The following is a 20,085-nucleotide window of genomic DNA, read 5'->3' on the forward strand; positions in this document are numbered from 1 at the left end:
TGTCGAAAATTCATGTGAGAAAATATAACGTTTTATTTCGAATTTGCAGTGTTTTGTTTGCGCTTTCATAAAATATAGAAAAGAATATTTCGTTTATTATTCACTTTTACGGGTTTGTTTGATATTTCCAATTCTAAAGAACGCTAATGAGTTGATTTCATTGGGATTAAAGGCCTTTTTAGAGTGAAAATAAATTGGATTAGAGAAAAAGTGTTCCACCATCACTATTTTTCTGTGGCGGGTGAATCATGTTTCTGTAGACCCACTGCGGTTCAGCTTTGTATGATAATCATAGGAAAACGTGAGCGGAGAGGAGGTTTTGTATGGAGAGATATGATGAATTGAAAAAAGGCGAATCTGGGGCGCTGGTCAGCATTGGCGCGTATCTTGTCCTTTCCGCGATTAAACTGATCATCGGTTATTTTTTTCACTCGGAAGCACTTACGGCAGACGGGTTAAATAACACAACTGACATTATTGCTTCTGTCGCTGTTCTGATCGGCCTGCGCATCTCTCAAAAACCTCCTGACGAAGATCATCCATACGGCCACTTTCGGGCGGAAACGATAGCATCGCTTATCGCATCCTTTATTATGATGGTTGTCGGCCTGCAAGTGCTGTTCAGCGCTGGCGAATCTATTTTTTCTGCTAAGCAAGAGACGCCGGATATGATCGCGGCTTGGACGGCAGCAGGCGGGGCAGCACTGATGCTGATCGTTTACCAGTACAATAAAAGGCTGGCCAAAAAGGTAAAGAGCCAGGCGCTCCTTGCTGCGGCTGCTGATAATAAATCAGATGCGTTCGTCAGTATCGGCACTTTTATCGGCATTGTGGCTGCTCAATTCCATCTTGCTTGGATTGATACGGTCACTGCGTTTGTGATCGGTGTTCTCATTTGCAAGACCGCATGGGATATTTTTAAAGAGTCATCTCACTCTTTGACAGATGGATTCGACACAAAGGACATTTCAGCTTATAAACAGACGATCGAAAAAATCTCCGGTGTGAGCCGTTTAAAAGACATAAAAGCAAGATACTTGGGCAGTACGGTTCATGTTGATGTGGTGGTTGAGGTATCGGCAGATTTAAATATTACGGAAAGCCACGATATAGCTAATGAAATTGAGCGGAGGATGAAGGAGGAGCATGCGATTGACTATTCACATGTTCATATGGAGCCTTTGGAACAAAAATAATGGAGCTTCCTGTCACAGGAAGCTTTTTTGTGTGATTTATCCTGCTTGGTTGGAAACAATTTGCTAGAATCGTTTTTTTATACAAATCTCTTTTTGTGGTAAAGTTAGGTTACGATACGATGAATTTTGCAGATAAATAGGAGGAAAAGAATGGCATATCAAGAAGACCTGCATCCTTTGCTGGGGAAAGCAGTCGAACATATTAATAGAGTAATGGTTGGAAAACGAGACATCGCCATACTCAGCTTAGCAGCCCTTCTTGCCAAAGGGCATGTGCTGCTTGAGGATGTACCCGGAGTCGGAAAAACGATGATGGTCCGCGCGCTGGCGAAGTCAATCAGCGCCGATTTTAAAAGAATCCAATTCACTCCGGATTTGCTGCCATCTGATGTAACAGGGGTATCTATCTATAATGCGAAAACGATGGAATTTGAATATCGTCCCGGTCCCATTATGGGAAATATCGTGCTGGCCGATGAAATCAACCGTACCTCTCCGAAGACACAGTCAGCTTTGCTTGAAGCGATGGAAGAGGGAAGCGTAACGGTAGATGGCCATACGATGCCGCTTGCCGCTCCGTTTTTTGTGATGGCAACGCAAAACCCGGTCGAATATGAAGGGACCTATCCTTTGCCGGAAGCCCAGCTTGACCGTTTTTTATTCAAACTTCGGATGGGTTATCCGTCTTTTAATGAAGAGCTTGACGTCTTATCTCTTCAGGAAAAAAGCCATCCGATTGAGACGCTTGAGCCGGTTATTACTAGAGAAGATTTTATCCGTTTGCAGCGGGAAGTGCAAAATGTCCGTGCTGATGACAGTATTAAAGAATATATCGTTGAAATCGTGCAGAAAACGAGACAGCATCCCTCTGTTCAATTAGGCGTCAGTCCGCGCGGCTCAATCGCTCTTATGAAAGGGGCACAGGCATACGCACTGCTGCATCATCGCGACTATGTCATCCCGGATGATATTCAATATTTAGCTCCTTTCACGCTGCCGCACCGGATGATGCTTCATCCTGAGGCGAAATTTGAAGGGATTCAGGCAGAAGCGATCGTAGGGGAGATCATGTCAGCTGTGAAGGTGCCTGTTCAAAGGTCGTCGGTCCGCTGATGAATAAGAAATGGCAATGGCTTGTATATGGTTGGAAGCTGATGATATTAACTTTATTGACGGCTGCTGTTTTTTCTTATGCGATGTTTCAGGGCGGCTTTGTCAGCTGGTTTTTGTTTTACGCGTTACTCCCTTTTGTCTTGTATGCCGGGCTGCTGGCATTGTATCCGCTCCGCTCATTTCAGGCTTCACGGCAAATGGATAAAACACAATTGCATGCGGGGGACAGGCTGGGCGTGACGGTTACGCTGAGACGGAAGCTGCCGTTTCCCCTGATGTATATGGTGATTGAAGATTGCCTGCCAGAAGGAATTGAGTCATTGAAGCGAGACGAAGCTGCGGCCAAACGGCTCGTTTTTCCTTGGTTTAAACGGAGTATGACGATGTCGTATGAATTAGCTCGGGTACCGCGCGGAGAGCATCACTTCCATGCTGTCAGGGTGCGAACCGGAGATGTTCTTGGATTGATTGAAAAAACAGCATTTTTTGAGCTGGAAGATATCCTGTTTGTTTATCCATCCTTTCAGCGTTTTTCCTATCAGGTGAATGAAAGGCATCAGGAAGACGGTGTAAGCGGTTCTTCTCCTATTCATCAGCACCATTCCTCAGTTGCAGCAAGTGTGCGGAATTATCAGCCGGGAGACCGGTTTGCTGCATTAGATTGGAAGACTTCTGCACGGCGGAGCCAGCTGATGACGAAGGAATTTGAACCGTCCCGAAGCAAAAATCTGTTTCTTCTGATGGACCGTTTTCCCTCTGAAGCATTCGAAGAGGTCGTTGCAGCGACTGCTTCGATCCTTTATTCTGTTTTAAAAAACGGAGCGGGCGCGGGATTGGCTTCCGTCGGAAAGGAAAAAAACATTTTCCCTATTCAGGAAGGGGATCAGCATTTTAAGCACATGCTTCGGCATTTAGCAGTGGTTCATTGTGATGCGGCTGACCCGATAAGCCGATATGTACGGGAGGAGCTGGGAAAGCCATCTGTTCGCCAGGCTGATCAAGTGGTCGTCACGGGACAGTTAACGGAAGATCTGCTGCACCTCGCAGAAACCGGAGGCGGCCGGGTTACGGTGATACTGGCAAAAGAGAAAGATGCTGAGCTTTCTCAAGCTGAAAATATCGTGATTGAACGCATGATGAAACGCCAAATCAGAGTTCAGGTCATGAGGGGCGGACGAGTTTCGCGTGTTGTTTAGAAAGAGAGGTGACGGGTTCACATGCCGCACGATGATCAGAAGGGAAGCCGTTTGAGCTTGCTGTTATTTTATTTTCTGGCTTTTTTATTGCTGTGGGAGTGGCTCAGGCCGCTTGACAGTTTTACTGAAACGAAACATACGGGGTTTTTTATTGTCTTTATCGGCTTGACGTTTCTGCTGACTTTTTTCCGGATGAGGTGGTTTGTCACCGTTCCTTTTTGTATCTTATTTACATTGCTCTCGATACACATCCTGTTTTATCAAGGATCTATATTCGACTTGAGCTGGATCAGCTCTTTTTTGCAGGATGTCTATCTGAATATCACGCTGATTCAATCAGGGCAATGGAATGACATGATTCCTTCTTTTCGGACCCTGCTGTTTTTTGTGCTGCTGTGGCTGCTGGTCTATCTCCTGCATTATTGGGTGATTTACCAGAGAAGAATATTGTTTTTCTTTATGATGACAGTAGCGTATATTACGATTCTTGATACCTTTACGCCATATGATGCCACATTTGCCGTCATCCGTATCGTGCTGATCGGCTTCTTTATGCTGGGCCTTTTGTACTTAGAACGCATTAAGCTGATGGAAAGAATCACACTGCCAAAAACATCTGTCCTGAAATGGTTTCTTCCTTTATCTGTATTGGTTTTGGCTGCAGTGGGCTTCGGACTCGCCGCTCCCAAATCAGATCCAGCCTGGCCTGATCCGGTGCCTTTTCTTAAAAAAATCACTCATCAAGACCGCGTGTCTGCAGGGGAAAGCAAAATTGGATACGGGAATCATGATGAATCACTCGGCGGCCCGTTCCAGCAGGATGCTACTCCTGTTTTTACATGGCAGGGAAAAGAGCGGACGTATTTCCGTGTGGAAACGAAGGATACGTATACCGGGAAAGGCTGGATTGAAACAGACACAGGCATGTCATATCAGCTTAGCGGAGGAAAAGTGGAAAATCTGTGGTTTGACCATAAAGTTGCAACAGAGCGCCGCACAGTCCGTGTAAAAGTTGATAAGCACTATGGGTACAACCATGTGATGTATCCGATTGGTGCGGAAACCATTCAGCCAAAGCAGGCTGTCTCACTTGAAATGAACGGCAATACGGAGCAAATTTCTCCGATCAGTGAACAAGCCGGTGAAATCAGAAATATGGGGAATTATACAGTAGCGTACAATTCCCCGGTCTATAAGCTGGATGAACTGAGAAAGGTAAAAGTGAGAAAAAACAGTGAGGAGTACACATTCAGCGATCGCTACATGCAGCTTCCAGATTCACTGCCGGAGCGGGTGAGAACCCTTGCGATCAAACTGACTCAGGATCACGACAATATGTTTGATAAGGTGAAAGCGGTTGAGGACTATTTAGGATCAAATGCGTTCACATATGAAACAGAAAACGTGACCATTCCTAAGAATGATGAGGATTATGTCGATCAATTTCTGTTTGAAACGAAAATGGGTTATTGTGATAACTTTTCTTCCGCCATGGTGGTGCTCTTGCGCTCGGCCGGCATTCCGGCCCGCTGGGTAAAGGGTTATACGTCCGGCGAATACAAAGAAGCAGGAAACAAAAATGGCAGCATCTACGAAGTGACAAATAACAATGCCCATTCCTGGGTAGAGGTGTATTTCCCGGAACAGGGCTGGGTTACATTTGAGCCGACTAAAGGGTTTACAAATCCGGCTCAATTTACTTCTTCTGAAACAAAGGACTCCGGCAGCGCTAACAGCAGCTCGCCGAAGAAAGCAAAAGAGAAACAGAAAGAAGAGAAAAAACAGCCGCAAAAAGAGGCAAAACAAAAGGAAAAGCGGGAGCCAGCTGTTTCTAAAAAGCCGTCCGCTTCGCATACAAATGCCGGTGCAGGCTGGTATGCAGCGCTTGTGGCTCTTGCAGCCCTCCTGGTGGCAGCGGTATTGCTGTATGCTTTCCGTTCGTTATGGATTCCTGTTTTCGCAGTGAGGAAATTGAAGCGGCGCAGCGATCAGCACGCGTTTTTTGAGGCATATGGCGCGCTGCTGAAACAACTGAAGAGAAAAGGACTGCCGAAACGAGACAGTGAAACGCTGCGTGATTATGCAAAACGAATCGATGAAAAATACGACATAGAAGACATGTCAAAGCTGACATTAAGCTATGAAAGGGCGCTTTACAGAAATGAAGATTCTTCGGCGCTATGGAATGATTCGAGAGAGTTATGGGAAAATTTAATTAAAAGAAGATGGTCTTGACCACTTATCAACGTGTTGTTAGAATTAGTGAATATTATCGGAGTCTGGGAGCGAGTTGGCCTGACTCCGGCAAACGGCCTTGCCAAAGAGGGCGGAACGAGCTTCATATCTGTCCTCGTTTTTTTCTGTGTCAAAAAACTTAGAGGAGATTAGGTGACAACCATGACAAAGTTAGTGAATGAAATGATTCTTGTCCTTGATTTCGGCAGTCAGTATAACCAGCTGATTACACGCCGTATCCGTGAATTCGGTGTATACAGCGAGCTGCATCCACATACATTGACGGCTGAAGAAATTAAAAAAATGAATCCGAAAGGAATTATTTTATCCGGCGGTCCAAACAGTGTGTATGATGAAAACTCTTTCCGCTGTGACGAGAAAATCTTTGAGCTTGATATTCCTGTTTTGGGAATTTGCTACGGCATGCAGCTGATGACTCATTACCTTGGCGGTAAAGTTGAAGCGGCAAGCCAGCGTGAATACGGAAAAGCAAACATCCGTATCGAAGGCACACCTGATTTGTTCAGAGATCTTCCGAATGAACAAGTGGTTTGGATGAGCCACGGCGATTTGGTTGTAGAAGTTCCTGAAGGCTTCACTGTTGACGCGACAAGCCATCACTGCCCGAACTCAGCAATGAGCAAAGCGGACAAAAAATGGTACGGCGTTCAGTTCCACCCGGAAGTGCGCCACTCTGAATACGGCAATGATCTTCTGAAAAACTTTGTATTCGGTGTTTGCGAATGCGAAGGCGAATGGTCAATGGAGAACTTTATCGAAATCGAAATGCAAAAAATCCGTGAAACGGTCGGAGACAAACAGGTTCTTTGCGCGCTAAGCGGCGGCGTTGATTCCTCTGTTGTTGCTGTTTTGATTCATAAAGCCATCGGCGACCAGCTGACTTGTATCTTTGTAGACCATGGTCTTCTCCGTAAAGGCGAAGCTGAAGGTGTTATGAAAACATTCAGCGAAGGCTTTAACATGAACGTGATTAAAGTAGACGCAAAAGATCGATTCTTAAATAAACTAAAAGGCGTTTCTGATCCTGAGCAAAAACGCAAAATCATCGGTAATGAATTCATTTACGTATTCGATGATGAAGCGGACAAGCTCAAAGGCATCGACTACCTTGCACAAGGTACGCTTTACACAGATATCATCGAGAGCGGTACTGCAACGGCGCAAACGATCAAATCTCACCACAATGTCGGCGGGCTTCCTGAAGACATGCAGTTTGAGCTGATCGAGCCGTTAAACACGCTCTTCAAAGACGAAGTGCGCGCGCTTGGCACAGAGCTCGGCATTCCGGATGAAATCGTATGGCGCCAGCCGTTCCCAGGACCGGGACTCGGAATCCGTGTTCTTGGCGAAGTAACAGAAGAAAAACTAGAAATCGTTCGTGAATCAGATGCAATCTTGCGTGAAGAAATTGCAAATCACGGCTTAGAGCGTGATATCTGGCAATACTTCACTGTTCTTCCTGACATCCGCAGCGTTGGTGTTATGGGTGACGCAAGAACATATGATTACACAATCGGAATCCGCGCCGTTACATCAATCGACGGCATGACATCTGACTGGGCGCGTATCCCGTGGGATGTGCTTGAAGTCATTTCGACACGTATCGTGAATGAAGTGAAGCACATTAACCGCGTGGTGTACGATATTACAAGTAAGCCGCCTGCGACGATTGAGTGGGAATAAGAAACAATGAATGGAAACCATCTTTTTGGCAATTTTGCCGGGAAGATGGTTTTATTTGTTTATTACGAACAAAATTGGATTTTGTGTGACTATTGTTCGCTTTTTGTATTGTTTTTTCAAAATGAAGTTGGTACAATAGACACAGAAATCAAATAAGATGAATTCGTATAATCGCGGGAATATGGCTCGCAAGTCTCTACCAAGCTACCGTAAATGGCTTGACTACGTAAACATTTCTTTCGTTTGATATAAATAAAACACGTTTATTTATTCGAACTGAAATCCGTCTGTAGTCAAGCGTCCCAAAATGATTGGGGCGTTTTTTATTTGGCGATTTCAGGGCAGGATAAATAGCAAAGACTGAAGGGAGTCAAATAGCTTGAAAAGGTATTTTCAGTTTGATGAGCTGGGCACCAGCTATCGCAATGAAATCATTGGCGGATTAACGACTTTTTTGTCTATGGCATATATTTTGTTCGTCAATCCGATTACGCTTGCTTTGGACAGCGTGAAAGATTTTCCGGAGGCGCTGAGAATTGACCAGGGTGCGGTCTTTACGGCGACAGCACTGGCGTCTGCAGCAGGCTGTATCTTAATGGGATTAATAGCGAGATATCCGATTGCCATCGCGCCGGGTATGGGGCTGAACGCGTTTTTTGCGTTTTCTGTTGTCCTTGGTATGGGTATTTCATGGCAGGCAGCTTTGTCAGGTGTTTTCATTTCAGGTCTTATTTTCGTTGCTCTTTCTTTAACAGGTTTTCGTGAAAAAATCATCAACGCCATTCCGCCTGAGCTGAAATTGGCAGTCGGTGCGGGGATCGGCCTGTTTATTACATTCGTTGGCTTACAAGGATCAGGAATCATTACTGCAAATCCTTCTACGCTCGTCACGATCGGAAACATTCACAGCGGTCCTGTGCTGTTAACAATTTTCGGTGTGATTGTCACGGTTATTTTAATGGTGCTTCGCGTCAACGCAGGCGTGTTTATCGGGATGTTATTAACAGCGGTTGCCGGCATGATTTTCGGTTTGGTTCCGGTTCCGACTCAGATTATCGGCAGTGTACCGAGCCTTGCGCCGACTTTCGGACAAGCGTGGATTCACCTCCCGGATATTTTCTCCGTACAAATGCTGATCGTTATTTTAACATTCTTGTTTGTCGGATTTTTTGATACAGCTGGTACACTTGTTGCTGTGGCAACACAAGCTGGTTTAATGAAGGAAAACAAATTGCCGCGTGCGGGCCGTGCGCTTTTAGCTGATTCATCTTCGATTGTGATCGGTGCCGTGCTTGGTACGTCTACCACAACTTCTTACGTGGAATCAAGCTCAGGTGTCGCTGCGGGTGCCCGTTCAGGATTTGCCGCAATTGTAACAGGGCTTCTCTTTTTACTGGCTACGTTTTTCTCGCCGCTCTTATCAGTCGTTACGTCAAATGTAACAGCGCCGGCGCTTATTATTGTTGGTGCATTGATGGTGGCGCCGCTTGGCAAAATTGCTTGGGATAAGTTCGAGGTGGCCGTTCCTGCTTTCCTTACCATGATCATGATGCCGTTAACGTACAGCATTGCGACTGGTATTGCCATCGGATTTATTTTCTATCCGATTACAATGGTGTGCAAAGGAAAAGCCAAAGAGGTTCATCCAATCATGTACGGGCTGTTTGTCGTATTTATTCTGTACTTTATCTTCTTAAAATAAGGAATGAAAAACCAGCTGCACCGGCAGCTGGTTTTTTTGTTGCAAAAGATAAAACCATTTCATACGATATACCGTCATGTAGATGTGCCGCCATGCTTTACTTAAATTGAAATGACTTGACTGTTCAGGAAGGCTTCGGTACCTTATATAAGTGTTTTATTTTCTTACTGAATGGTATTCCGCCGTATTTTTTTGATAGGAGTTGCTGACATGACGGAAGAAAGAAAAGAAACGTTTGAAGAAGAAGTTAACCAGAGTGAAAGAATAGATGCAGACGAAGAACCGCTATCGAGAATGTCCAGAAAGGCGAGCCGGCAAAGCAAGCAGAAGCAAAAACAAAAGCAGAAACCGCGCCAGGAACGCGGTGAATCAACTGTTAGAGACAAGCTTGCGTCTGTTTGGGCAGCCATCAACAGATATTGCGGTTTTGCGTTCTCGATTTTAAAATCACCGGCGAAAACTGTCGTAACGGATGGTTTTTCTCATTATAAGTACGGTCTGATTTCAATGCTTATATTCAGTATCATTTTTTCAATTGGGAATTGGTTTCAGTTAAAGGCAAGCTGGAATCGGCCGCTCGGTTTCGGAGAACGCCATCATGCTTTCTATGACGGGTTTTTAGTTGTTCTTGTGTATTTGCTGATCTTTTTCGCGGTAATGGTCTTTGCTATATGGGCTGTCTCCCGCTACATGATGAAGCAGAAGGTGACGTTCAGAGAAGCGGCTGCCGTATTGGGTTCATTACTTGTACCGGTGATTGCTGTTTCAATCATTTGGCTGATCTTTGCGATCGTGAATATTCCGATGCTGACAGTTCTGTTTACAGTGCTGATCTTGTTTTCAATCTTTTTTATCATCGCGCTGTATGTGCAGCGGGTGTACCAGGCGGCAGAAGATGCACCGATTGATTATATCTATTGTGTATTGGCTGTGGTGGCGGTAGCGCTGCTGTTTACGGCAGTGACTTGGCCGTTTATTTCTGAATATTTTACGGCATCGCTGATTCCGCTTTAATAAAAAAACCGGCTCAAAGCAGCCGGTTTTTTCATGTCACACTTTTTACAAATATATCTAAAAAACATAGTTGATTTGTAGGAATAACCCGTGTATGATGGGGAAAATGCTGTAAACGTCCAGCGCAAAAACCTTTATATTGAAGGAGGATGATGGACATGGCTGATGTACTTCGCCGCGCAATTAATCAAAAGAAGCAATTTTTAAAAACCAAATTACTGCTCTCGGAATTTTATCAGGGAAGAGGGGAACAGCTGGCTCACTACACGCTAAGTGAGCTTGAGAAAGAATACAAGTCCCTTCAGAAAATGAAAAAAGAGATCTGACAATAGATATAAAGAGGTGAGTCTGCTGAAAAGCGGGCTTTTTTGTTTTGATTTTGAAAAGGCGAGAAAGAGGGTAAACTACTACTGTTTAACCTCATAAAGCGTGTCGAAATATTTTCCTTAGGCTTTGGGCCTCGGCTCATTGTAAACGACTCATTTCTCTAGTAGAATATGAATGCTTTATGCAAGCTGAAGAGTAGGGGGATGAAATAAAATGATGCAAACCATCTTATCAAATGGGATAGCCATGGTTCTCATAATTCTCATTATTAATATTGTCTATGTGTCATTTTTTACGATAAGAATGATATTAACGCTGAAAGGACAGCGTTATTTAGCTGCCGGCATCAGCACGATTGAAATACTGGTTTATGTGACAGGGCTGAGTCTTGTGCTTGACAACCTAGACCAGATTCAAAACGTGATCGCATACGCACTCGGTTACGGTCTTGGCGTGATTGTCGGCATGAAAATAGAAGAAAAATTGGCGCTTGGCTATATTATGGTCAATGTCATTACGAAGGAGCTTGATCTTGATCTTCCGAAGCAGCTCCGTGAAAAAGGCTACGGCGTGACAAACTGGGTGGCGGGCGGACTTGAAGGTGACCGTACAGCCCTTCAGATTCTGACGCCGAGAAGATATGAACTCCAGCTATATGATACGATTAAAACACTTGATTCAAAGGCCTTTATTATTGCGTACGAACCAAAAACAATCCACGGGGGCTTCTGGGTCAAAGCGGTGAAGAAGAGGAGAATTAAAGAATAATGGCAAAGCCGAAGAAGAAAAAGTTTGAAGTGACAGAGCAGCAAACGATTGATGCGGTGCTTCAGCAAATGAAAGAAGAAGGATATCTGCCTGTAAGGCGAATGGAAGAGCCTATTTTTATGGAAAAAAAGGAAAATGGGTCAATTCAGATCGTTCCGTGCGGGAAAAAAATCGTATTTGAAGGGAAATTGATCTAAAACACGAACATTAGTAGAATGAATTTTTGTATCGTTCGATAATATCGTTGACATTATCCATGACCGTTGTTAAGATAAACATGAAATCAAAACACGACCTCATATAATCTTGGGAATATGGCCCATAAGTTTCTACCCGGCAACCGTAAATTGCCGGACTATGCAGGAAAGTGATCGATAAAACTGACATGGATATATCGCAGAAGCGAACGACTGACGATACATGTACCATGCCCGGTTTGTATTGCTTCCTCATAAGTGCAATGCAGAGCGGGTATTTTTTATTTTCTGAAAACTAAAGCATGAGAAGGTGGAAACAGAATGCAGCCGCTAGTAGGAATCATCATGGGAAGCACTTCCGATTGGGAGACAATGAAACACGCATGCGACATACTTGACGAACTTAATGTTCCGTACGAAAAAAAGGTCGTTTCCGCTCACCGGACGCCTGATTTCATGTTTGAATACGCTGAAACCGCCAGAGAAAGAGGCATCAAGGTGATCATCGCCGGTGCCGGTGGAGCGGCGCATCTGCCGGGGATGACGGCGGCGAAAACAACACTTCCGGTCATTGGAGTGCCGGTCCAGTCCAAGGCGCTGAACGGGATGGATTCACTTCTATCCATCGTCCAAATGCCTGGAGGCGTGCCTGTTGCGACGACAGCCATAGGCAAAGCGGGCGCTGTGAACGCAGGCCTGTTAGCGGCGCAAATTTTGTCAGCTTTTGACGAAGGTCTTGCCCGTAAGCTGGATGAGAGAAGAGAAAATACAAAACAGACGGTGTTAGAAAGCAGTGATCAGCTTGTCTAAACAAATCATCTACCCGGGAGCTGTAATCGGCATAATCGGCGGCGGCCAGCTTGGGAAAATGATGGCTGTGTCCGCCAAACAAATGGGGTATAAAGTCGCGGTCGTTGATCCTGTGAAAGATTCGCCGTGCGGGCAGGTTGCGGATGTCGAAATTACCGCTCATTATAATGACCGTGAAGCGATTCGAAAATTGGCTGAAATCAGCGATATCATCACATATGAGTTTGAAAACATCGACTATGATGCGCTGCATTGGCTGAAAGACCATGCGTATCTCCCGCAAGGAAGTGAGCTGCTGCTCATTACCCAAAACCGTGAAACAGAGAAAAAAGCAATTCAAGCCGCGGGCTGTGAAGTCGCACCGTACAGCATCGTCAAAACAAAGAATGAATTGAAAAAGGCGGTACAGGAGCTTGGGCTTCCGGCAGTGCTGAAAACATGCCGCGGCGGGTACGACGGCAAAGGCCAATTTGTGATAAAAGAAGAGGCGCAAATGGAGCAGGCAGCCGCTCTGTTAGCACACGGAACCTGCATTCTTGAAAGCTGGGTTTCTTTTAAAATGGAAATGTCGGTGATTGTCGTCAGATCAGTAAACGGAGAAGTTTCAACATTTCCGGCAGCTGAAAACATTCACCACAACAATATTCTTTTCCAAAGCATCGTGCCTGCACGGGTCGGGGAAGGGATTCAGCAGAAGGCTGCTGAGCTGGCCGTTAAGCTTGCAGATGAGCTTAACCTTGTCGGGCCGCTTGCTGTTGAGATGTTCCTGACAGAGGACGGAGAGCTTTTGGTCAATGAACTGGCGCCAAGACCGCACAATTCTGGGCATTATACACTGGATCTTTGCGAGACGAGCCAGTTTGAACAGCATATCAGAGCGGTATGCGGGCTTCCGCTTGGGAAGACAGATTTGCTGAAGCCGGGCATGATGGTGAATCTTCTCGGCGATGAAGTAAAGCTTGTTGAGGAAGACCCGGAGCTTTTAAAAGAGGCAAAGCTATATATATACGGAAAACATGAAATTAAAAAAGGCCGCAAAATGGGGCATATTACATTTATGAAGCAGCCTGAAGACGAATGGATTCAGGAGATCACAAATAAATGGATGAATAGAGACGGAGGACAAGCAGAATGATCGAACGTTATTCAAGACCTGAAATGTCTGCGATTTGGACGGATGAAAACAGATTTCAAGCATGGCTGGAGGTAGAGATTCTTGCCTGTGAAGCGTGGGCGGAGCTTGGTGTCATTCCGAAAGAAGATGTAAAAGTTATGCGCGAGAACGCGTCATTTGACATCAACCGTATTTTAGAAATCGAAAAGGACACGCGCCATGACGTTGTCGCTTTTACACGCGCCGTTTCCGAATCACTGGGTGAAGAAAGAAAATGGGTGCACTACGGCTTAACGTCAACTGATGTTGTTGATACGGCTCTTTCCTACTTATTAAAACAGGCAAACGATATTCTGCTCAAGGATCTTGAGAGATTTGTTGACATTATTAAAGAAAAAGCAAAAGAACATAAATACACAGTTATGATGGGGCGCACACACGGCGTACACGCTGAGCCTACAACATTCGGCTTAAAACTTGCGCTTTGGCATGAAGAAATGAAACGTAATCTTGAGCGTTTCAAACAAGCGAAAGCAGGCATCGAGGTTGGAAAGATTTCCGGCGCTGTCGGCACATATGCGAACATTGATCCATTTGTTGAGCAATATGTCTGTGAGAAGCTCGGATTGAAAGCAGCACCAATTTCAACTCAAACCCTTCAGCGTGACCGTCATGCTGACTATATGGCAACACTCGCTTTGATCGCGACAAGCATCGAGAAATTCGCTGTGGAAATCCGCGGATTGCAAAAGAGTGAAACACGTGAAGTTGAGGAATTTTTCGCGAAAGGGCAAAAGGGTTCATCTGCAATGCCGCATAAACGAAATCCGATCGGTTCTGAAAACATGACAGGCATGGCGCGCGTGATCCGCGGCTACATGATGACAGCTTACGAAAATGTTCCATTATGGCATGAGCGCGATATTTCTCATTCTTCAGCAGAACGGATTATTCTTCCGGATGCGACAATTGCGCTGAACTATATGCTGAACCGCTTCTCCAATATCGTGAAAAACTTAACGGTCTTCCCGGAAAACATGAAGCGCAACATGGACCGCACTCTAGGCCTTATCTATTCTCAGCGTGTGCTGCTTGCTTTGATTGACACAGGCCTTACACGTGAAGAAGCCTATGATACTGTTCAGCCAAAAGCAATGGAAGCGTGGGAAAAACAAGTGCCGTTCCGTGAGCTTGTGGAAGCGGAAGAGAAAATCACGTCACGTCTTTCTCCGGAAAAAATTGCTGACTGCTTTGATTACAACTACCATCTGAAAAATGTTGATCTGATCTTTGAACGTTTAGGTTTAGCATAGAAGAAGCTTTTAGCGGCTTCTTCTAAGCCGCTGAAGTTTGAAAATTCCCAACATTCGGGTTAGGAGGCCTTCCGTGAATATTGTGAAGAATGAACTTTTATATGAAGGAAAAGCAAAAAAGATCTACAAAACCGATGACGAAAACACGCTGTATGTCGTGTATAAAGACTCCGCCACTGCCTTTAACGGCGAGAAAAAAGCAGAAATCAGCGGGAAAGGGCGCTTAAATAACGAGATTTCAAGCTTGATTTTCAAACATCTTCATGCAAAGGGCATTAACAATCACTTTATCGAGCGCATTTCGGAAACGGAGCAGCTCATTCAAAAGGTAACGATTGTGCCGCTTGAAGTCGTCGTCAGAAATGTTGTGGCAGGAAGCATGTCCAAACGTCTCGGCATTCCAGAAGGCACGGAACTTGAACAGCCGATTATCGAGTTTTACTACAAGGATGACGCGCTGGGTGATCCGCTCATCACAGAAGATCATATTTGGCTTTTGAAGGCGGCGACTCCTGAGCAGGTAGAGACCATTAAGTCCATTACAAAAACAGTAAATGAAGAGCTTCAAAGCATTTTCGACGATTGTCATGTCAGATTAATAGATTTCAAGCTTGAATTCGGTTTAGATGCAGAAGGGCAAGTGCTTTTGGCGGATGAAATTTCTCCTGACACATGCCGCTTGTGGGATAAAGAAACGAACGAAAAGCTGGACAAAGATTTATTCAGACGCAATCTGGGAAGCTTAACCGACGCATACGAAGAGATTTTCAAAAGACTGGGAGGCATTCATCATGTATAAAGTAAAAGTTTATGTCAGCTTAAAAGAAAGTGTACTAGATCCACAAGGGAGCGCTGTCCAGCATGCCTTGCACAGTATGACTTACAACGAAGTTCAAGATGTGCGCATCGGGAAATACATGGAGCTTACCATTGAAAAATCTGACCGGGATCTTGATGTTCTAGTGAAAGAAATGTGCGAAAAACTTCTTGCGAACACAGTGATTGAAGATTACAGATACGAGGTTGAGGAGGTAGTCGCACAGTGAAATTTGCGGTGATTGTGTTACCCGGCTCCAACTGTGATATCGATATGTATCATGCTGTAAAGGATGAGCTCGGCCATGAAGTGGAATACGTCTGGCATGAGGAAACAAGTCTTGACGGCTTCGACGGCGTGTTAATTCCGGGAGGATTTTCTTACGGCGATTACTTAAGATGCGGTGCTATCGCCCGATTTGCGAATATTATGCCAGCTGTTAAACAGGCGGCGGCTGAAGGAAAACCTGTTCTTGGCGTCTGCAACGGATTCCAGATTTTACAGGAGCTTGGGCTTCTGCCAGGCGCAATGAGACGCAACAAAGATTTGAAGTTCATTTGCCGTCCGGTTGAATTGATTGTGCAGAACGACGAAACATTATTCACAGCTTCCTACGAAAAGGGACAATCGATTACAATCCCGGTTGCCCATGGTGAAGGGAATTTCTACTGTGATGACGAGACGCTTGCTTCATTAAAGGAAAACAATCAAATTGCTTTCACATACGGCTCTAATATTAATGGAAGTGTCAGCGACATTGCCGGTGTCGTGAATGAGAAAGGCAATGTATTAGGCATGATGCCTCACCCTGAGCGCGCGGTCGATGAACTGCTTGGAAGCGCCGACGGTCTTAAATTGTTCCAGTCTATCGTGAAAAATTGGAGGGAAACTCATGTCACTACTGCTTGAACCAAGTAAAGAACAAATAAAAGAAGAGAAACTGTATCAGCAAATGGGTGTCAGTGATGATGAGTTTGCATTGATAGAATCCATTCTTGGAAGATTGCCGAACTACACAGAAATCGGAATTTTTTCTGTCATGTGGTCTGAGCATTGCAGCTATAAAAACTCAAAGCCGATTTTGCGTAAATTCCCGACAATCGGCGAGCGTGTGCTGCAGGGGCCGGGGGAAGGCGCCGGAATCGTTGATATCGGTGATAACCAAGCGGTTGTCTTCAAAATTGAATCACATAACCACCCATCAGCTCTCGAGCCTTACCAAGGCGCTGCGACTGGCGTAGGCGGAATTATCCGTGACGTATTCTCAATGGGTGCCCGTCCAATCGCTGTATTGAACTCTCTTCGATTTGGTGAACTGACTTCACCCCGCGTGAAGTACTTGTTTGAAGAAGTAGTAGCGGGTATCGCCGGATACGGCAACTGTATCGGCATCCCGACAGTCGGCGGAGAGGTGCAGTTTGACAGCAGCTATGAAGGAAATCCGCTTGTCAACGCCATGTGCGTCGGTTTAATCAATCATGAAGACATCAAAAAAGGCCAGGCGAAGGGTGTCGGTAATACCGTAATGTACGTAGGAGCGAAAACAGGGCGTGACGGAATCCACGGCGCTACGTTTGCTTCTGAAGAGATGTCAGACTCATCTGAAGAAAAGCGTTCTGCTGTCCAAGTCGGCGACCCGTTTATGGAGAAGCTTTTGCTTGAAGCATGTCTGGAAGTCATCCAATGCGACGCCTTAGTCGGCATTCAGGATATGGGAGCTGCCGGTTTAACAAGCTCAAGTGCAGAAATGGCAAGTAAAGCCGGTTCTGGTATTGAAATGAACCTTGACCTGATTCCTCAGCGCGAAACAGGCATGAGCGCGTATGAAATGATGCTTTCTGAATCACAGGAACGGATGCTTTTGGTTATTGAGCGCGGACGTGAGCAGGAAATCATAGATATTTTTGACAAGTACGATCTTGAAGCGGTTTCTGTCGGACGTGTGACAGATGATAAAATGCTTCGCCTGACACACAAAGGAGAGGTTGTGTGCGAGCTGCCTGTTGATGCCTTGGCAGAAGAAGCACCGGTTTACCATAAGCCTTCTCAAGAGCCTGCTTACTATCGCGAGTTTTTGGAAACGGACGTTCCTGCCCCGCAAATTGAAAATGCGAATGAAACGCTGAAGGCGCTTCTTCAGCAGCCGACGATTGCGAGCAAAGAGTGGGTTTACGACCAGTATGACTACATGGTGCGCACGAATACAGTTGTCGCTCCTGGGTCTGATGCCGGTGTTCTCAGAATCCGCGGAACGAAAAAGGCGCTGGCGATGACGACAGACTGTAACGCGCGTTATCTCTATCTTGATCCTGAAGTCGGCGGGAAAATTGCTGTTGCTGAAGCGGCACGAAATATCATCTGCTCAGGTGCAGAGCCGCTTGCAGTCACGGATAACCTTAACTTCGGAAATCCGGAGAAGCCGGAAATCTTCTGGCAGATCGAAAAAGCGGCAGACGGCATCAGTGAGGCGTGCAATGTTCTCAGCACACCGGTTATCGGCGGTAACGTATCGCTTTATAACGAATCAAACGGCACGGCGATCTATCCGACACCTGTTATCGGCATGGTCGGCTTAATTGAAGATACAGCACACATTACAACACAGCATTTCAAACAAGCGGGCGATCTTGTGTACGTGATCGGCGAAACAAAACCAGAGTTTGCCGGAAGCGAGCTGCAAAAAATGACAGAAGGCCGCATTTACGGCAAAGCGCCGCAAATCGATCTTGATGTAGAGCTGTCACGCCAAAGAGCACTGCTTGACGCGATTAAAAAAGGCCTCGTTCAATCTGCGCATGATGTGTCTGAAGGCGGCTTAGGCGTAGCGATTGCGGAAAGTGTCATGACGACGGAAAACCTTGGCGCCAACGTGACTGTAGAAGGGGAAGCGGCATTATTATTCTCTGAATCTCAATCCCGTTTCGTCGTCTCAGTGAAAAAAGAACATCAAGCAGCGTTTGAAGCAGCTGTGAAAGATGCGGTTCATATTGGTGAGGTAACGGCTGACGGAATTCTGGCGATTCAAAACCAAGACGGACAACAAATGATTCATGCGCAAACGAAAGAGCTTGAACGCGCATGGAAAGGAGCTATCCCATGCTTGCTGAAATCAAAGGCTTAAATGAAGAATGCGGCGTATTTGGGATTTGGGGACATGAAGAAGCCCCGCAGATCACGTATTACGGTCTCCATAGCCTTCAGCACCGAGGACAGGAGGGTGCGGGCATCGTAGCGACTGATGGTGAAAAACTGACAGCGCACAAAGGCCAAGGGCTGATCACTGAAGTATTTCAAAATGGCGAGCTCAGCAAAGTAAAGGGAAAAGGCGCTATCGGGCACGTTCGGTACGCAACGGCTGGAGGCGGCGGCTACGAAAATGTTCAGCCGCTCCTCTTCCGTTCCCAAAACAACGGCAGCCTGGCGCTTGCTCATAACGGGAACCTTGTTAACGCTACTCAGCTGAAGCAGCAGCTCGAAAATCAAGGGAGCATCTTTCAAACCTCTTCGGATACAGAGGTTTTGGCTCACCTGATCAAAAGAAGCGGACACTTCACGCTGAAGGACCAAATTAAAAACTCGCTTTCCATGCTGAAAGGCGCCTACGCGTTCCTGATCATGACCGAAACCGAAATGATTGTCGCGCTTGACCCGAACGGGCTGAGACCGCTGTCCATCGGTATGATGGGCGACGCTTATGTGGTCGCATCAGAAACATGCGCATTTGACGTCGTCGGCGCAACGTACCTTCGTGAGGTAGAACCGGGCGAAATGCTGATCATCAATGATGAAGGCATGAAATCAGAACGTTTTTCCATGAATATTAACCGTTCCATTTGCAGCATGGAGTACATTTATTTCTCAAGGCCAGACAGCAATATTGACGGTATTAATGTGCACAGTGCCCGTAAAAACCTTGGAAAAATGCTGGCTCAGGAATCCGCAGTTGAAGCTGACGTCGTAACCGGGGTTCCGGATTCCAGTATTTCAGCGGCAATCGGCTATGCAGAGGCAACAGGCATTCCGTATGAGCTCGGCTTAATCAAAAACCGCTATGTCGGCAGAACGTTTATTCAGCCGTCTCAGGCTCTGCGTGAGCAAGGCGTTAGAATGAAGCTGTCTGCGGTGCGCGGGGTTGTAGAAGGCAAACGCGTCGTTATGGTGGATGATTCGATCGTACGCGGGACAACTAGCCGCCGGATTGTCACGATGCTGAGAGAAGCGGGTGCGACAGAGGTGCATGTAAAAATCAGTTCACCGCCGATCGCCCATCCGTGCTTTTATGGCATTGACACTTCCACACATGAAGAACTGATCGCGTCTTCGCATTCTGTTGAAGAAATCCGTCAGGAAATCGGAGCCGATACCCTCTCATTTTTGAGTGTGGAAGGGCTGCTGAAAGGCATCGGCAGAAAATACGATGACTCGAATTGCGGACAGTGTCTCGCTTGCTTTACAGGAAAATATCCGACTGAAATTTACCAGGATACAGTGCTTCCTCATGTAAAAGAAGCAGTATTAACCAAATAAAACTTGAAAATGACATAAAGGCAGCGCAGTTCGGCTGCCTTTCTCTTTCTGC

Annotated in this window: 18 protein-coding genes and 2 riboswitches; all 18 genes read left to right on the forward strand. The window is 45.8% G+C overall.

Annotation, left to right across the window (positions count from 1 at the left end):
- The first annotated feature begins 323 nt into the window (after positions 1-323).
- The 18 genes from mneS to purF all read left to right on the forward strand — a co-directional run bounded on the left by mneS (position 324) and on the right by purF (position 20,033).
- Positions 324-1,196, forward strand: coding sequence for a manganese transporter MneS (gene mneS, locus BLL41_RS12960; protein WP_071578145.1), 873 nt, complete (start codon positions 324-326; stop codon positions 1,194-1,196).
- A 150-nt stretch (positions 1,197-1,346) separates the two neighbouring features.
- Entirely contained in the window at positions 1,347-2,309 is a 963-nt protein-coding gene (locus BLL41_RS12965) for an AAA family ATPase (protein ID WP_071578146.1), read from the forward strand.
- Entirely contained in the window at positions 2,309-3,505 is a 1,197-nt protein-coding gene (locus BLL41_RS12970; RefSeq protein WP_071578147.1) for a DUF58 domain-containing protein, read from the forward strand. The genes BLL41_RS12965 and BLL41_RS12970 overlap by 1 nt, the downstream gene beginning before the upstream one ends.
- 21 nt (positions 3,506-3,526) lie before the next feature.
- Positions 3,527-5,740, forward strand: coding sequence for a transglutaminase TgpA family protein (locus BLL41_RS12975; RefSeq protein WP_071578148.1), 2,214 nt, complete (start codon positions 3,527-3,529; stop codon positions 5,738-5,740).
- A 162-nt stretch (positions 5,741-5,902) separates the two neighbouring features.
- Positions 5,903-7,444, forward strand: coding sequence for a glutamine-hydrolyzing GMP synthase (guaA, locus tag BLL41_RS12980; RefSeq protein ID WP_003244399.1), 1,542 nt, complete (start codon positions 5,903-5,905; stop codon positions 7,442-7,444).
- A 143-nt stretch (positions 7,445-7,587) separates the two neighbouring features.
- Positions 7,588-7,689: riboswitch (purine riboswitch) on the forward strand.
- 134 nt (positions 7,690-7,823) lie between these two features.
- Positions 7,824-9,146 carry a hypoxanthine/guanine permease PbuG gene (pbuG, locus tag BLL41_RS12985; RefSeq protein WP_071578149.1) on the forward strand — a complete coding sequence of 441 codons (1,323 nt, stop codon included), beginning with the start codon at positions 7,824-7,826 and terminating at the stop codon, positions 9,144-9,146.
- Between the two features lie 210 nt (positions 9,147-9,356).
- Complete coding sequence (locus BLL41_RS12990) at positions 9,357-10,160, forward strand: hypothetical protein (RefSeq protein WP_071578150.1); 804 nt, start codon at positions 9,357-9,359, stop codon at positions 10,158-10,160.
- 158 nt (positions 10,161-10,318) lie between these two features.
- Positions 10,319-10,486: a Fur-regulated basic protein FbpA gene (locus BLL41_RS12995; RefSeq protein WP_071578151.1), complete on the forward strand. Its 168-nt coding sequence runs from the start codon at positions 10,319-10,321 to the stop codon at positions 10,484-10,486.
- A gap of 214 nt (positions 10,487-10,700) precedes the next feature.
- Positions 10,701-11,255 carry a DUF2179 domain-containing protein gene (locus BLL41_RS13000; RefSeq protein WP_009966729.1) on the forward strand — a complete coding sequence of 185 codons (555 nt, stop codon included), beginning with the start codon at positions 10,701-10,703 and terminating at the stop codon, positions 11,253-11,255.
- Complete coding sequence (locus tag BLL41_RS13005) at positions 11,255-11,452, forward strand: NETI motif-containing protein (RefSeq protein ID WP_003219403.1); 198 nt, start codon at positions 11,255-11,257, stop codon at positions 11,450-11,452. Before BLL41_RS13000 ends, BLL41_RS13005 begins: the two co-directional genes overlap by 1 nt.
- A gap of 79 nt (positions 11,453-11,531) precedes the next feature.
- A riboswitch (purine riboswitch) is annotated at positions 11,532-11,633 on the forward strand.
- Between the two features lie 140 nt (positions 11,634-11,773).
- Positions 11,774-12,262 carry a 5-(carboxyamino)imidazole ribonucleotide mutase gene (gene purE / locus BLL41_RS13010; protein WP_071578152.1) on the forward strand — a complete coding sequence of 163 codons (489 nt, stop codon included), beginning with the start codon at positions 11,774-11,776 and terminating at the stop codon, positions 12,260-12,262.
- A complete protein-coding gene (purK, locus tag BLL41_RS13015) occupies positions 12,255-13,397 on the forward strand; it encodes a 5-(carboxyamino)imidazole ribonucleotide synthase (protein WP_071578153.1) in 1,143 nt (380 codons plus the stop codon). The genes purE and purK overlap by 8 nt, the downstream gene beginning before the upstream one ends.
- Positions 13,394-14,689, forward strand: coding sequence for an adenylosuccinate lyase (purB, locus tag BLL41_RS13020; RefSeq protein WP_003233955.1), 1,296 nt, complete (start codon positions 13,394-13,396; stop codon positions 14,687-14,689). The genes purK and purB overlap by 4 nt, the downstream gene beginning before the upstream one ends.
- Before the next feature lie 73 nt (positions 14,690-14,762).
- On the forward strand, positions 14,763-15,488 hold the full coding sequence (gene purC, locus BLL41_RS13025) for a phosphoribosylaminoimidazolesuccinocarboxamide synthase (RefSeq protein WP_014476029.1): 726 nt from the start codon (positions 14,763-14,765) through the stop codon (positions 15,486-15,488).
- The gene (purS, locus tag BLL41_RS13030) at positions 15,481-15,735 is read left to right on the forward strand and encodes a phosphoribosylformylglycinamidine synthase subunit PurS (RefSeq protein WP_003219409.1); all 255 of its coding nucleotides are present in this window, start codon (positions 15,481-15,483) and stop codon (positions 15,733-15,735) included. The genes purC and purS overlap by 8 nt, the downstream gene beginning before the upstream one ends.
- Positions 15,732-16,415, forward strand: a complete 684-nt coding sequence (gene purQ / locus BLL41_RS13035) for a phosphoribosylformylglycinamidine synthase subunit PurQ (protein WP_014663062.1) — start codon at positions 15,732-15,734, stop codon at positions 16,413-16,415. Before purS ends, purQ begins: the two co-directional genes overlap by 4 nt.
- Entirely contained in the window at positions 16,399-18,627 is a 2,229-nt protein-coding gene (purL, locus tag BLL41_RS13040) for a phosphoribosylformylglycinamidine synthase subunit PurL (protein WP_071578154.1), read from the forward strand. The genes purQ and purL overlap by 17 nt, the downstream gene beginning before the upstream one ends.
- Entirely contained in the window at positions 18,603-20,033 is a 1,431-nt protein-coding gene (gene purF / locus BLL41_RS13045) for an amidophosphoribosyltransferase (protein ID WP_003233947.1), read from the forward strand. The genes purL and purF overlap by 25 nt, the downstream gene beginning before the upstream one ends.
- Positions 20,034-20,085: the final 52 nt, after the last annotated feature.

Origin of the sequence: Bacillus sp. FMQ74, assembly GCF_001875785.1 — a bacterium.
GTDB lineage: Bacteria > Bacillota > Bacilli > Bacillales > Bacillaceae > Bacillus > Bacillus stercoris.

Bases quoted from the DNA above. Each gene is read 5' to 3' on its own strand.
- mneS (WP_071578145.1), top strand. From the start codon at position 324: ATGGAGAGATATGATGAATTGAAAAAAGGCGAATCTGGGGCGCTGGTC.
- BLL41_RS12965 (WP_071578146.1), top strand. From the start codon at position 1,347: ATGGCATATCAAGAAGACCTGCATCCTTTGCTGGGGAAAGCAGTCGAA.
- BLL41_RS12970 (WP_071578147.1), top strand. From the start codon at position 2,309: ATGAATAAGAAATGGCAATGGCTTGTATATGGTTGGAAGCTGATGATA.
- BLL41_RS12975 (WP_071578148.1), top strand. From the start codon at position 3,527: ATGCCGCACGATGATCAGAAGGGAAGCCGTTTGAGCTTGCTGTTATTT.
- guaA (WP_003244399.1), top strand. From the start codon at position 5,903: ATGACAAAGTTAGTGAATGAAATGATTCTTGTCCTTGATTTCGGCAGT.
- BLL41_RS12990 (WP_071578150.1), top strand. From the start codon at position 9,357: ATGACGGAAGAAAGAAAAGAAACGTTTGAAGAAGAAGTTAACCAGAGT.
- BLL41_RS12995 (WP_071578151.1), top strand. From the start codon at position 10,319: ATGGCTGATGTACTTCGCCGCGCAATTAATCAAAAGAAGCAATTTTTA.
- BLL41_RS13000 (WP_009966729.1), top strand. From the start codon at position 10,701: ATGATGCAAACCATCTTATCAAATGGGATAGCCATGGTTCTCATAATT.
- BLL41_RS13005 (WP_003219403.1), top strand. From the start codon at position 11,255: ATGGCAAAGCCGAAGAAGAAAAAGTTTGAAGTGACAGAGCAGCAAACG.
- purE (WP_071578152.1), top strand. From the start codon at position 11,774: ATGCAGCCGCTAGTAGGAATCATCATGGGAAGCACTTCCGATTGGGAG.
- purB (WP_003233955.1), top strand. From the start codon at position 13,394: ATGATCGAACGTTATTCAAGACCTGAAATGTCTGCGATTTGGACGGAT.
- purS (WP_003219409.1), top strand. From the start codon at position 15,481: ATGTATAAAGTAAAAGTTTATGTCAGCTTAAAAGAAAGTGTACTAGAT.
- purL (WP_071578154.1), top strand. From the start codon at position 16,399: ATGTCACTACTGCTTGAACCAAGTAAAGAACAAATAAAAGAAGAGAAA.
- purF (WP_003233947.1), top strand. From the start codon at position 18,603: ATGCTTGCTGAAATCAAAGGCTTAAATGAAGAATGCGGCGTATTTGGG.